Origin of the sequence: Formosa agariphila KMM 3901 (assembly GCF_000723205.1) — a bacterium.
GTDB lineage: Bacteria > Bacteroidota > Bacteroidia > Flavobacteriales > Flavobacteriaceae > Formosa > Formosa agariphila.
Genome location: NZ_HG315671.1, coordinates 198,851 through 214,678, shown reverse-complemented (window position 1 = coordinate 214,678; position 15,828 = coordinate 198,851). Strand labels below are relative to the sequence as shown.

The following is a 15,828-nucleotide window of genomic DNA, read 5'->3' as shown; positions in this document are numbered from 1 at the left end:
AATACAATTTCAAAACGTACATTTGTATCTGTATGACACAATTACTACAACAAATAGACTCTCCTAAAGATCTTCGTAAGTTAGCAAAAGAAGATTTACCTTTTTTAGCAAAGGAACTACGCGATTTCATTATTCATATAGTAGCTACTAAAGAAGGCCATTTAGGTGCTAGTTTGGGTGTTGTAGAACTTACAATTGCTTTACATTATGTATTTAACACGCCTGATGATATTGTAATTTGGGATGTAGGGCACCAAGCTTACGTTCATAAAATTCTTACCGAACGTAAATCACAATTCGAAACCAATAGACAATTAGGAGGATTAAGCGGCTTCCCAAAACGAGATGAAAGTAAATATGATGCTTTTGGCGTTGGCCATTCATCGACTTCCATTTCAGCAGCTCTAGGTATGGCTATCGGATCGAAACTTAAAGGCGATTTTAACACGCACCACATTGCTGTTATTGGAGATGCTTCTATTGCTAGCGGCATGGCCTTTGAAGGACTTAATCATGCTGGTGTTACCGATACTAACTTATTAGTGATTTTAAATGACAACGCCATTGGAATTGACCCCAGTGTAGGTGCTTTAAAAATGTATTTAACCAATGTTAAAAAAGGAACGCAGAAACAAGATAATATTTTTGAAGCTCTAAATTTTAACTATTCAGGTCCAATAGATGGTCACGATTTACCAAAAATAATTTCAGAATTAGAACGCTTAAAAACGGTTTCCGGACCTAAGTTTCTTCATTTAATTACCACAAAAGGAAAAGGTTTAAAACAAGCCGAATTAGACCAAGTAAAATATCATGCGCCTGGAAAATTCGATGCTAAAACCGGTGATTTATTTGCTAAATCTAAAACCATAGTCCCTCCAAAATTTCAAGATGTTTTTGGAAAGTCAATTGTAGAACTGGCCAGAACTAACGAAAAAATAATTGGTATTACTCCGGCGATGCCAACAGGAAGCTCTTTAAAATATATGATGGAGCAATTACCCGAACGTGCTTTCGATGTCGGTATTGCAGAACAACATGCTGTAACCTTATCGGCTGGCTTGGCTACACAAGGCTTTATTCCGTTTTGCAATATTTACTCCACCTTTTTACAGCGTGCTTACGACCAAATTATTCACGATGTAGCAATACAAAACTTACCCGTTATTTTCTGTTTAGATCGCGCTGGATTAGTAGGTGAAGATGGCGCTACGCATCAAGGTGTTTTCGATTTGGCTTATTTAAGATGTATTCCAAACCTCATCATTTTTGCACCTCGAAATGAAGTTGAATTACGAAACATGATGTATACTGCTCAATTAGGTTTAAAACATCCAATCGCCATTCGGTATCCGCGTGGTAGAGGTCGAGAACTGAATTGGAAACAACCTTTTTCTAAACTAGAAATTGGAAAAGGAGAAATGCTTAAACAAGGAACAAAGATTGCTATTTTAAGTATAGGGACAATAGCTTATAACATTGAAGACGCATTGAGATTATTAGAACAAAATCAGCAAGATGATATTGCCGTTTACAATATGCGATTTGTAAAACCTTTAGACGAGAGCTTGTTGCATACTATTTTAAGAACACACATTAAAATATTCACTATTGAAGATGGTACTATTTTAGGTGGATTTGGAAGTACTGTGTTAGAATTCGCTTCGAAACACAAATATACTACCAACATTGAAATTCTAGGAATACCTGATACTTTTATTGAACAAGGCACTGTAAATGAACTTCAAAAGTCTCTACATCTTGACGCTGAATCTTTAGCTAAATTGTTTTCCAAGAATTTATAACACATTAAAGTCAGCATATATTTAAAACAAAAAAGAGGAACGACCAGCGCTCCTCTTTAATATATTTGATAGTGTTTATAAATTTATTTGATTATAAACTTTTTAACTGTAGTTGTTGCCCCTTCTGTAAATCGAGCTAAATACATACCCGATGCTACATTTAAAGTAATATCGGTAGCAGTGTTTCCGCTTAAATTAAGATTCTTCACATAAACAGATTGTCCGCTTAAATTAAAAATCTGAAGATTTACTTCTCCTAAGTTCGTTTTAGAATTCACTTTAAACTCACCATTAGACACTGTAGGATATAATGAAATACCTGATGCCAACACATTGTCTTCTACGCTTAAAGATTCTCCTGTAAATTTACCTGAGAACACTCCTCTTCCGTAAGTCGCAGCATAAATGGTATTATCCTCTCTTAAATCTAAATCTAATACTTTTACGTTACTCATTCCGTTAAAGGCAGATACCCAAGTTGGTGAATCGTTTGAGAAATTTGCTGTATACCAAACTCCTAATTCTGTACCAACAACAACTTCTTCTAAGTTTAAAGGATTCTGAAGAATTGTTTTTACAGGCATATCTGGCAAGTTTCCATCCTTCTGCTTCCATGTTGTTCCGCCATCGTTAGTAGACCAAATATTATTAACACCGTAATTATGGAAGGTTACAAAAATAGTGTTAGAAGACCCACCGAATTCAATATCAGAAATACTTCCTAAAAATTGAGGTGAAGATATATCTTCCCATGTTTGTGAAGACTCGGTACTTGCATTACCTACTTTCAATAATTTTCCATTCTCTAAACCTAAATACAACGTACTATGATCCCCGGTTGTCTCGTGTGGAGACACTGCCATTGCAGTTGGTGAAGCGTTTAAGAATGCTGCATTACTAATAGTATCTACAACAAAACCTGTTTCTCCCTCCTCTACTTTAGTTCTGAAAGCGATGTAAGAATAATTATTTCCTGAAGAAAAATTAGAAAACAAATAATCTAATCTCGAGTCTAAAGCCTGAATGTTAATAAACTCTCCATTACTCGCTTCCTCTTCATCTTCAAATATAGTCGTTCTAACTCCTGTACGGTAGTCAATTTTTGTGATGAGGGCATTGTACACATAATTTGTAATTAAATATGTATCCTCTCCATCTTGATCGAAGAATGTTGCTGCACCATCACCACCTGTAATATCTGTTGTTGAATTTATACCTGGGCTAACAACCCCTTGAAACAATTGGTTTCCGTTATCTTGAGATCCTGCAAGAATTAACTCTGATTTAAATGGTGAGGTTGGAGATATTGCAACCGTATAAAATTGCGTTACATTGTATCCGTTATTTCGAGCCTCTGCATTTTCACCTGAAGCAGATGAGTAATACACACCACCATCATTTCCAAACACCATTTTAGAACTATCGTTATTACCAAAAACAATAGCATGTTGATCGGCGTGTACATTGGCTAAATCGTCATAACCATACCAGTGACTTAACTGATTCCATACTACACCACCGTTTTCACTTTTAAACAAATCTATTCCACCTACAAAAACGGTTTCGTCGTTTTTTGGATCTGTTTTTATCACTAAATTATAATACGCCTGATTTCTACAAAAATCGTCAGCACTCATATTAGGATCTACATCATCAGGTAAAGGCAATTCTGTTATGGTTGCAAATCCATCTGTGGTTTTTTGCATAATTACAGGATCTTCTGTGCCCTCGGCTAAAACGTAAATTTTATTTGGATTTGTTGGAGAAGTTGCAATTTGAGTACGACTTCCTTCTAAAGTATGTTTTACTGTAAAGACATTTCCTTCTTTAGACGATAATATGGTACCACCGCCATCGCTGTAATACAAGCTATTTCGAGTGGCTACCCAAACCGTATTATCTGCTCCTAATTCAATATCATTAGGTTCAAAACGACTTCCATTTTCCGATAAAGGTAAACTTACAGCAGACCAGTTTGAACCAGCATCTACAGATTTATAAAGTCCGAAATCATCTGGACCTAAAAGCGTAAATGGACTAGAATCGAAATATGCTGTAGAACCTGCTGCAATATAGACCTCAGACACTCCATTATTATCTCTAACTAATACGTCATTTATATGCTGATTTCCATTCAACACATAATATCCAGCGAAACTACTATATCTTATTTTTACATTTACGGTATCTCCAGAATCTATTGCCGAACGTATGTCACTACCAGCACTCATAGAAATCATAACAGATGGAATAGTAATAGCGTTATTTGTATCGGTTCCACCCATTCCTATGGGAGCTCCCGCTTCGTTATTAATAACCACTACTCCAATTGCACCTGCATCTTGCACATATTTTACTTTATCTATAAATCCACAATTTCCTCTGTAGATTAATGCGATTTTGCCTTTAACTTCTGCATTGTTTGTAATGCGACCACAGGCTTCATACGGCGATGCACTGCCATCTGATGCCATTACTAAATCTCCTGTAACAGTATTTCGTGGTCCAAAATCTGCTGTTTCTGCAACATTTCGATTAGCTATTTCACTTGGTGAATTTACAGTAACACTTGCTGCTGTTTGAATTACAGTTTCTCCTTCGGCACCACCAAATACATGGGTCCAAGAGTTTCCACCATCGGTAGATTTCCATACACCGTTTCCATTTACATCACCCTGAACATAAGACTCTCCAGTACCAACGTACATAATTTTAGAATTATTAGGATCGACAGCAATAGATGAAATATTTAAATTTTCAGGAATATTTACACTCGTCCAAACCGAAGACGCATTAGATATGTTTGTGTTTTTCCATAATCCACCACTTACTCCTCCAGCAAAAACTGTTTCGTTAGATGAGTCGTTTGGATCGAAGATAATTGCACGCGTACGGCCACCAACGTTATTTGGACCACGCTCTACCCAATTATTATTAGAATCGTCACCAGGAATTCGACCTTGAGCTAAATCGGATTTACGCTGAGTAATTAATTCTTTTTGAATAGTAGCTAAATTTTCTGGTGTTGGATGTCCAAGTGCAGGATTCATGGTAAGCTCCCACAAACGTTCCATGTAGCGTTTTGGAGGTAACCCTTTATTAGCGCGTTCCTTTTTTGTAAGTTCTTGCGTATTCTTAAAAGGACTATTCTCTAAGAATTTTTTATGAGACGCCTTCAATGCTTCTATTGAAGGTTCTTTAGTATTATCAGACTTTTCTTTGTTCGCACAACTGATTGAACAAATTAAAGTGATAATTAACACAAGTACTATTGGTAATTTTTTAGTCATATATGGATTGTTTATTGATTTAGCGACACAAATATATTATTATCGTGTTTTTAATCGTGTTTTCCTAAAAACTTTCTGAAAATTAAAATGGCCTGACTATCAGAAAATAAAGAGACGTGATGACATACATTTAACAATCTTAAATATAAATCGTCTTCACTAAAATTAATTGTTTGTGGAAGTGTTTTTAAAATTAGACCATCGTAACTAGATGCATTACCATTATAACTATTATTAACCGCAGTAATATAGGTGTCTAATAGTTTTGAAATAACAGCATAACCAGAAATTTCTTTATCTAAAACTTCCCGTGATTGGTAAATTTTTTCAACACTAATTTTTATAATGTCATTTATTTGAGCTTCATATTTGCTTTTATCTAATAAAGATACACCAAAACTTCCATTTAAAATAGCCTCTTCATTAGCCACAAAAACAGTAATCGCTTCATTTATTAGCGTATTAATAGCTAATGCTCTTAAATAGCTAATTCGATCTTGTGTATTATTTAATTGATGATATTTATTGATATCGATAACATCTTTAACTAATTTAATAAGATATTCTAGAGCGAATTCCTCTTCAATTAAACCTAAATTAATTCCATCTTCAAAATCGATTATGGTATAACAAATATCGTCTGCTGCTTCAACCAAATAAGCTAAAGGATGCCTTTTAAAGCTCACATTGCCGTTTGCTCCATTCTCTATTAACCCCAATTCTTGAGCAATATCTATAAATGCTGCTTTCTCACTTTGAAAAAAACCATATTTTTTATCGGATACATCTCGAGTTGGTTTTATAGGCAGCGATTCTTTAGGGTATTTAATAAACGTTCCTAAAGTGGCATAACACAAACGTAATCCGCCTTCGCGCCCCTGACGACTCTGAGTTAAAATTTTAAATCCGTTTGCATTCCCTTCAAAATCGCATAAATCCTGGTATTGTTTAGGTGTAAGCGCGTCTTTATATTGAAGACCTAGACCTGTTTTAAAATATTCCCCTATCGATTTTTCACCAGAATGACCGAATGGCGGATTTCCAATATCGTGCGCTAAAGCTGCCGATGCCACTATGGCTCCAAAATCGTTGGGCAAGTATCCGTGTTCTAATTTAAGCTCTGGATATTTCAGTAGTAATTTTTCTCCTATTTTACGTCCTAAAGACCTCGCAACCACGCTAACTTCAAGACTATGAGTTAAACGCGTATGCACAAAATCTGTCTGCGACATAGGAATAACTTGTGTTTTATCTTGTAAACTTCTAAATTCTGAAGAAAATATTACACGGTCGTAATCTACTTCAAACCCTAAACGCGTTTCATCTTGATCCTTCCTTAACCGTTTATTAACATCTCCAAAACGTTTTAGAGACAATAATTGTTCCCAATTCATAGTATAATTTTAAGTCCTCGCAATATACCACTTTCTATTATACATAGCACTTTGCACTATATTTAACAATTTTGTATAACGCCGCTATGTTAACGTAATGTTTACAAAAACTAAAAAAATCATAAATCTTCTAACTTTAAGTTAACCTTTTTATCACTTATCATTAACCCGTGATTCTAGCTGATTCGAAAAAACAGAAGTTTATTTGCGCCAATGAAAATAAACGACAAAATGAAACAATTTTTAATAGCTTTAGTATTTTTAACTACCGCGTTTTCTTACTCCCAAGACACCGGTTCTATAGTAGGTAAATTATTAGATAAGGAATATAATAATGAGCCACTTGCATTTGCTAACATCTTAATTAAAGGCACCACAAAAGGAACTACATCTGATATGGATGGAGTTTATGCTTTTACAGATATAGCTCCAGGGACATACACTGTAATTTATAGTTTTGTGGGTTACCAAACTCAAGAAGTGCCAGTAGAAGTTACTGCAGGTAATGCAACACAAATAGACATTACAATGGTTGCTAGCGCTGCGGCGTTAGACGAGGTTGTAATTCAAACTACTACAAGAAAAGAAAGTGAAACTGCTTTATTATTAGACCAGAAAAAAGCAGTAGTAATTAAAGAAAGTATTGGAGCAGAACGTTTACGTGCACTGGGTGTTACAGATGCTGCAACAGCTACTTCTAAAATATCTGGAGTAACAAGAAGCGAAGGTTCTGGCGAGGTTTATATTCGTGGTCTAGGTGATAGATATCTTTCTACAACCATGAATGGTTTGCCAATACCATCTGATGATGTTAATAATAAAAACATCAATCTAAATCTATTTTCTACAAATATGATTGAAAATGTAGGAATCACTAAAACCTACACCACTTCTAGTTATGCAGATCAAAGTTCTGGAAATGCAGACATAACATCTAAAGGGTACTCTAAAAAAGAATTATCTATTGGTGTAGCTTCTGGATACAATACAAACTTATTTGGTGTAAATAATTTCAAGAAAAGTGTAATTTCTAATGATGTAACTTTTGGTTTTCATAAGAAAAAATATGCTTTAGTAGATTTAATTACAAGACAAGGTTGGGATGCAGAACACCAAAAAAACTTTGGTAACTACGGTATCTCTTTACATGGAGGTACTAAATTTGATGTGTTTGGTAAACAATTAAAATTATTTGTTGCTGGTTCTCATTCAAAAAAATACAGCTATCAAGAAGGTGTTTTTAGAAGCTTTAGATCGAACATTTTAGATAATGAATTTACAGACACAGAACTTTCTAACACTAATATAAACTCTACAGGTTACATAAATTTAGCTTTAAAATTAAATAACAATAATAATATTAGAGTAAGTAGTTTATCTGTAAACAAGAGTGATGATAATGTTTACGAACAAGGTAGAAACGGAGAAGGTTATGTATTTGACCAAGATCCTCAAGAAGATGGTGCTTTTGTAAGAGACCAAAACTTTAAACAAACAACCTTGTTAATTAATCAAATTGAAGGTACTCACAATATTACAGACCGTAATACCTTAAAGTGGGCTGCTGGATATAATTATGTGCTAGCTCAAGAGCCAAATAGAATTAGAAACGAAGCTAACATCTTAGATCCTAACACTGTTCAATATGCACACGTAGGTGATTTTCAACAAAGAAAATCTGACCAAAAAATTGAAGACAACGAATACAATGCTTATATAACAGACGCTATTGAATTAGGTAAGTTTGATGACGACGCCAATACAAGACCTTTAAAACTACATTTTGGTGCAGATTATCGCCATAAAGAACGTTTATTCGACTCGCAGTTTGTTGGTGTAAGAGCACGTGATTTTCAAGTTCCTACTGTAGATGATTTTTCTCAAACATTTACTACAGAAAACTTCAACAATGGCTTAGTTCTTCGTGAAAGAGACGAAGACCTTTACGATGCTGATTTAACTATTATGGCTGGGTTTGCTAATTTAGATTTCGGTTTAAATAAAAAATTCTCTGGTAACTTAGGAGTACGTTTCGAAAGAGACGAAATAAATGTACTTTGGGATGTTGCCAACTACGTGGGACGTGTTGGATCTATAAAAAAAGAATATACAGAGTTTTACCCAAGTGTTAATTTAAAATATGAATTAAATGAAAACCAGTTCCTTCGTTTAGCTTCAAGTTTAACACAAACACTTCCAGAATTTAAAGAATTAGCACCTTTCGAATACGTATCGCCTACGGGACGTGTAACTCGTGGAGATCCAAATTTAGAAAAATCGGATGTGTTTAACCTAGACTTAAAATGGGAATTCTTTCCAAGAAATAGCGAACTTATCTCTGCAACAGCATTCTATAAGCAAATTAAAAACCCAATTAACTTAGCTCAAACAAGAGGTTCTTCTGGGATCTTTCAATACTCAAATACTGGAGAAGCTGCAGATGTATTAGGTTTAGAACTTGAAGCTCGATTAGATTTAATTACTAACGAAGATGAGGAAACACTATTAAACATAAATGCCAATGTTACCAAAATGTGGTTTACTCAAGATTTACTAGAAGACTACCAGTACAATAGCATTACTGAAACAGATTTACAAGGTGCTTCAGATTTAATTATAAACGGATCTATAAGTTATAACAGTCAAACAGAAAAAGAATTTATAGCAACATTAACGGGTAACTATTCTTCCGATAAAATATTTGCATTAGGTTCTCCTGAAGATTTTTCAAACAGCGCAGTTTTATATAATGACGCTATTATAGAAAAAGGATTTGTAACTCTAGATTTAGTAGTAAGCAAACAAATTACAGACAACTTATTAATAAAGTTTGCAGGTACAAACCTATTAAATCCTGAAATAAAACAAACTCAGGAAATAAGAAATATTAACTCTGGTATAGAAAGTAACGAAACCGTTCTTTCATACAAAAAAGGTAGCGTTTTAAGCTTAGGATTAAAATACACTTTCTAGTAATATTAACTTAACAAATAACCTAAAACACTGTTAAAACGTAACTTTTCATTAATACTAGGTTAAAGCTAAGCAAACACCTTACCCCTTTCTTTGCACAACAAAACATTTATAAAATTAAACAAAAATTGATATGAAAAAATTAGTCTTAAATTTCTTTAAAGTGGCTGGATTAGTTTCAGCTGTCGCTTTTACGAGTTGTAGTTCTGATGATCCAGAATCTATTGGACCAGAGCAATCAGATGTTATTACAAATCTTGAAGACGGTATTTTAAATGGTAAGCTACAAGAAAATTATTCTTTAAATGCAGGTACACAATACCAATTAACTGGATCATTTATTATTGACGAAAATGCAGTACTAAACATTCCTGCTGGAACAAAAATTATTGCAGAAGATGGTGGAACAGATGTTTACATTGCAACTTTAAGAGGAGGAACAATAAACATTAACGGTACAGAGAGCAATCCTGTTATTATGTCTTCTTTAGATGCTGAACCAGGAGACTGGGGTGGATTAACACTTTGTGGTAATGCGCCAACTACAGCTGGTGTAGATGCATCTGCTGAAGTAGGTGGTTTTATCTATGGTGGAACAAACGATAGTGATAGCTCAGGAATTATTAGATATTTACAAATTTCTGGAACAGGTGCTCAAATTAACTCAGAATCTCAATACAACGGTATTTCTTTTTATGGTGTTGGATCTGGTACAATTGTAGATAACATTGCAGTTATTAATGGTTCTGATGATGGTGTTGAATTTTTTGGAGGAACTGTAAGTGTATCTAACTTATACTTAGAAAACCTTGATGATGATGCTATCGACTGGACAGAAGGATGGAATGGATCTGTAAACAAAGCTTACATCTCTAACACAATTTCTGGTTTCTCTACAGTTTTCGAAGGAGATAAAGAAAATGGAAACCCTAAATTTAACAACATTACAGCTATTTCAACTGTTGGAGGAACGGCTTTACAATTCAAAAAAGAATCTGGAGGAACAATCACTAACCTTTCTTTAAGTGGTTATGATGTAGATTTAGATATGAAAGATGGAGGTGCTACATCTAATGTTGTATTTTCTGATGGTTACACACCTGTAGCTCTTGCTACTGAAGAAGGAGACTTTTTCTACGCTTTAAACACTTCAGTTGTACCAACTGTTAACGTAGACGACTTTTCATGGGTAGACACAAATGTTTCTCTTGAAAGTAATGTATTACAAGGTGCAGTTACAGGAGATGTTACTTTAGATGCTTCTATTAGCTACACATTAAACTCATCTTACATTGTTCAAGATGGTGGAAAATTAACTATTCCTGCAGGTACAAAAATTACTGCTAGAGATGGTGGAACAGGTGTTTACATCGCTGTATTAAAAGGAGGTTTAATTGACATTCAAGGAACAGAATCTAATCCTGTGGTAATGGCATCTGTTAACGGTGAACCAGGAGACTGGGGAGGATTAACAATCTGTGGAAACGCTACAACTACTGCTGGTGAGGATGCGACTGCTGAAATTGGTGGTTTTATTTACGGAGGAAATGATGATGCAGATAACTCTGGATCTATTAAAAACTTAGTAATTAAAGGCACTGGTGCTCAAATTAACTCAGAATCTCAATACAATGGTGTATCACTTTACGCTGTAGGTTCTGAAACTGTTATAGAAAATATTGCTGTAATTAACGGAGCAGATGATGGTATTGAATTTTTTGGTGGAACTGTTTCTGCAAAAAACTTATACTTCGACAATAACGATGATGATTCTGTAGACTGGACAGAAGGATGGAATGGTACTGTAACAAATGCTTACATCACTCATACTAAAGAAGGTTTCTCTACTGTTTTTGAAGGAGATAAAGACAATAACAACCCTAAGTTTGTAAACATCACAGCTATTTCTACTGTTGGTGGAACTGCATTACAATTTAAAAAACAATCAGGTGGAACAATCACTAACTTATACTTAAGTGGTTACGATCTAAATATCGACATGAAAGATGGTGGTGATTTAGCTAACGTAATTATTGATGGTGAAGCTGCTACAACAACTGATGCTTATGACGATGGAACTCAAGTAGACATTTCAACTTGGTCTTGGATTGAAGCAGGTTTATAATAACTTACTTTTTACATACAAAAAAAGCATCCTGAAAAGGATGCTTTTTTTGTATGTATATATGTTTTGTTTATTGACTTACAACACGAGTGCTTTTGTTATCCCATTCACTAACACTTGCAATAGCATTGTTTGAATAGTCTACTTCTTTTAAAGTATCTTCTCCCCAGAAAAACCATTTTCCAACTTTTTCGCCATTGTTATAATTTGCAGCAGTAAGTTTCTTTCCTGAAGTATCATATTGTTTCCATTCTCCCTGTAACTTACCATCTAATGTGTAAAAACCTGTTTGGCTTACTACACCATTATCATGAAAATAAGTAGCCTCAATTAATTGAGTATTCTCATTTAAAGTTAATTCTTTTTTATCTTGTCCGAATGACACAACAGTCATTAATAACGCTAGTAGAAATATTATTTTCGTTTTCATCTTCTTAGGTATTTTAAGTTCTATACCTCAAAGATAAGCAATTATTAACACTGAAGCAATGATTTGGTAACATTAATTTAACATTGAGATTTATTTTATTGATTTACAACACATTATCATGTTAACTTTACAAAACAACACTTAATATTAACATAATAATCTCTTCATATATAGTTCAAACACAATAACGATCTTTACAAAAATTCATATAACTATTAGTTTTTGTCGACTATTTATCATGAACAAAGAACTGTCTTTTTATTAAGGCAGTTCTTATTTTTGTAAGGTGTTATAATAACAAATAAATTCTTCTACACAAAAACACTTGAGCAACTTAACATGTTGATTGTCAATTATATTAATCACAACCATTAAGTCTAAATCAAAAATAATTATACTTTGTTTATTCCTAATGAAGTTATTGCATAGCACCTAACCACTACTGGTATTGTTTATAAATATTACAAAAGGAGAGTACTCATAGTATAAAAATAAGAACTGAAGCTTCTTAAGCTACAGTTTGCAATGTCAAGTCATTTTAAAATAAAAAACAGTATCTTTTATTTTCAAAAACAAAAAGTCGAAAACCGATTCAAAAAATCATAAATAAAATCCAGTCAGATATTTCACATTAATTTTTAACGCGAAAAAACAAACAGATAGGATGAAATTAAATCAAGACTTTACAAAAAACAAACTCAAACGTTATCTAATCGATAATTCTAAACTATATTTTTAACATAAAATGAAATCATAAAAACAGGCTTTTAAAACTTCATTTTATAATTAAAAATCATAACATTAACGTAACATATCAGTCAGAAACACTATAGATATTTGCAATCAATTTCAGAATAAAAAATGGAGAATATATATTTATTGATGATAGTCGCTTTAGCTGTTTTAGCTATTGCAGATTTAGTTGTTGGAGTAAGTAATGATGCCGTGAATTTTTTAAATTCAGCTATAGGTTCTAAAGTTGTTTCTTTTAAGACCATTATGCTTGTTGCGAGTTTAGGTGTTGCTATTGGAGCCATATTCTCGAGCGGAATGATGGAGGTCGCCAGAAAAGGTATTTTTAATCCAGGCGAATTTATGTTTAGCGAAATCATGATTATTTTCATGGCTGTAATGATTACAGATATTTTACTGCTCGATTTCTTTAACACCATTGGGATGCCAACATCTACAACGGTTTCTATTGTATTCGAACTTTTAGGAGCTTCTGTTGCTATTGCTTTAATTAAAATTGGTCATGACGGAGGAAGCTTCGCAGACTTAACAACTTACATAAACACCTCTAAAGCCACACAAATTATTGTAGGTATTTTGCTCTCGGTGGTTATTGCATTCTCCGTTGGTGCATTAGTACAATGGGTTACACGATTATTACTATCTTATAATTTTGAAAAGAAAGCGAAATGGATAGGGGCTTTATTTGGAGGATTTGCTATTACTGCTATTTCTTATTTTATCTTCTTAAAAGGTATTGGAGGAACTGCTTTTGCTAAAGAAAGCTTCTCTATTTTAGGCGGATTAACCATTTCACATTTTATAGAAAATCAAGTTTTTGTTATTCTATTAATTAGTCTTTTATTATGGACTGCGGTGTCTTACATCTACTCTGCCGTATTAAAATTCGATATATATAAACTAATTATTTTAATAGGGACTTTCGCATTAGCTCTAGCTTTTGCAGGAAATGACTTAGTTAACTTTATTGGAGTACCAATTGCAGCATGGCAATCGTACCAAGTTTGGTCTGTATCTGGAGTACCAGCAGATCAATTTGACATGAGTGTTTTATCTGAAGCGGTACAAACACCTACCCTAATGTTATTTGTAGCCGGTATGATTATGGTTGCTACATTATGGTTTTCTAGCAAAGCAAAGGCCGTTGTTAAAACCTCTATAGATTTATCATCAAGCCAAAGTACTAAAGAACGTTTTCAGCCTAATTTCTTGTCTCGAGGATTTGTTCGTGGTGCGGTAGGAATCTCAGAAGTATTCAATTACTTTATACCTAGTAAAACTAAAGAAAAAATAGATAGACGTTTCGAGAAACCAACTATCGAGCTAAAAAGAGATAAAACCTTCGAACTTCCTGCATTCGATGTTGTTCGTGCAGCTGTAAACTTAATGGTAGCAAGTGTACTTATTTCTATTGCAACGTCTATGAAACTACCTTTATCTACTACATACGTAACGTTTATGGTAGCTATGGGATCGTCTTTAGCAGATAAAGCTTGGGGAGCAGAAAGTGCAGTATACCGTGTTGCTGGTGTATTAAACGTTATTGGAGGTTGGTTCTTCACAGCATTAATTGCTTTTATATCTGCAGCTACAATTGCATATTTAATAAATTTACATGTACCATCTATGCTTGCTATATTGCTTTTATTAGCAGTTATTTTATTGGCTAGAAACTATTTGTCTATAAACAAAAAGAATAAGGAACTTAAAGCGGAAGGCCAATTGCTACGTGCTGAAAGCAGCTCTATTCAAGGAGTTATTCACGAAAGTGCGCATAACATTTCTAATGCTATAAGACGTGTAGATAAAATATATAGTAATGCAATAAATGGGTTGTCTAAACAAGATTTAATAGCCTTAAAACAAAACAAAAAGCAAGTTGAAAAACTAGGAAACGAAATTGATGAATTAAGAGACAACATCTTCTATTTCATTAAAAACTTAGACGAATCTAGTATTGCTGCCAGCAACTTTTACATTAACATTTTAGGCTATTTACAGGATATATCTCAATCTTTAGAATACATTTCTAAAGTAAGTTACAAACACGTAAATAACAACCACAAGAAACTAAAATTCAATCAGATTAAAGAATTAAAACAGATTGATAAATCTCTTGAAGAGTTGTTTAAAAACACTAGAATTGCTTTTGAAAAAAGTTCTTTCGAAGAAATTGGAAACATATTAAGTACCAAGAAAACATTATTTAACGAGATAACAGATAAAATTCAGAAACAAGTGGAGCGTACACGAACTGAAGAGGTAAGTCCTAAAAACACGACCTTATACTTTAGTTTACTATTAGAAACAAAAGACCTTCTAACAGCTACCATGAATTTATTAGAAGAATATTATCTAGCACACGATGGTACTCAAATTCCTAAAATCTTAAAACAAGAAGAAGAGGAATAGACCAGCAGTATTTATACTATAGTCTACAACGCAGGGCGCCGATTAACTAAGTTAATAACGGTACGACCGTCGCGTCGTCGTACGTAGTAGTACGTTAAACGTAAAAGTAAAGTAACGTAAACGTAAGGTTAACGTACGTTTTACCTTTAAACTTAAACTTAAACTAAACTAATACATTATTCTAACTAACAACTAATATAATTACGTCTGTCGAATTACTTACACAGAAGTAATCTTCTAACATTACAATTGTCATTCTACTTCTAATATACGTATACATTATTTAATTAAAATTAACTAAATTAAATAATAATAATACAGCTAACAATAATTAGTGTAATTAGTACATTTTAACTTACTATAAAAATAAAATTAAATTAACTAATTAAAGTAATAGTAGAATATATAATACTTATATTTATACTATATTTAGTACTTATGTATTAAGACTTGTTATTGTTAAGAGTTAGAGTAGTAACCTAAAACGGTACCAACTACAAACGGACTTACTCTTGGGGTAAATTAGGGGTAAATTTAAAAACGGTAAAGTAAGTAAGTACGTAAATTAAAACTAAACTTACTTTAACACCTACTACGAAGGCGTGGTCGGTCGTCTCGTCTAAAGGCCGAACACGAGGGAGTAGCG

Annotated in this window: 7 protein-coding genes; 4 read left to right on the top strand and 3 right to left on the bottom strand. The window is 33.4% G+C overall.

Features of this window, described 5'->3' with window-relative positions:
* Positions 1–32 precede the first annotated feature (32 nt).
* On the top strand, positions 33–1,805 hold the full coding sequence (dxs, locus tag BN863_RS00835) for a 1-deoxy-D-xylulose-5-phosphate synthase (RefSeq protein WP_038526279.1): 1,773 nt from the start codon (positions 33–35) through the stop codon (positions 1,803–1,805).
* 83 nt (positions 1,806–1,888) lie between these two features.
* On the opposite strand, the gene BN863_RS17885 is transcribed toward dxs, so the two are convergent.
* Both BN863_RS17885 and dgt read right to left on the bottom strand, forming a co-directional pair.
* On the bottom strand, positions 1,889–5,095 hold the full coding sequence (locus BN863_RS17885) for a T9SS type A sorting domain-containing protein (RefSeq protein WP_051774414.1): 3,207 nt from the start codon (positions 5,093–5,095) through the stop codon (positions 1,889–1,891).
* A gap of 50 nt (positions 5,096–5,145) precedes the next feature.
* A complete protein-coding gene (gene dgt / locus BN863_RS00825) occupies positions 5,146–6,489 on the bottom strand; it encodes a dGTP triphosphohydrolase (protein ID WP_038526277.1) in 1,344 nt (447 codons plus the stop codon).
* A gap of 231 nt (positions 6,490–6,720) precedes the next feature.
* On the opposite strand from dgt, the gene BN863_RS00820 reads away from it, so the two are divergent.
* Positions 6,721–9,462, top strand: coding sequence for a TonB-dependent receptor (locus BN863_RS00820; protein WP_038532975.1), 2,742 nt, complete (start codon positions 6,721–6,723; stop codon positions 9,460–9,462).
* Between the two features lie 133 nt (positions 9,463–9,595).
* A complete protein-coding gene (locus BN863_RS00815; protein ID WP_038526274.1) occupies positions 9,596–11,587 on the top strand; it encodes a hypothetical protein in 1,992 nt (663 codons plus the stop codon).
* A gap of 70 nt (positions 11,588–11,657) precedes the next feature.
* Here the strand turns inward: BN863_RS00815 and BN863_RS00810 are convergent, their stop codons facing one another.
* Positions 11,658–12,017: a toxin-antitoxin system YwqK family antitoxin gene (locus BN863_RS00810; RefSeq protein WP_038526271.1), complete on the bottom strand. Its 360-nt coding sequence runs from the start codon at positions 12,015–12,017 to the stop codon at positions 11,658–11,660.
* An 861-nt stretch (positions 12,018–12,878) separates the two neighbouring features.
* Between BN863_RS00810 and BN863_RS00805 the strand changes: the two genes are divergently transcribed.
* Entirely contained in the window at positions 12,879–15,182 is a 2,304-nt protein-coding gene (locus BN863_RS00805; protein WP_038526267.1) for an inorganic phosphate transporter, read from the top strand.
* Positions 15,183–15,828 lie beyond the last annotated feature (646 nt).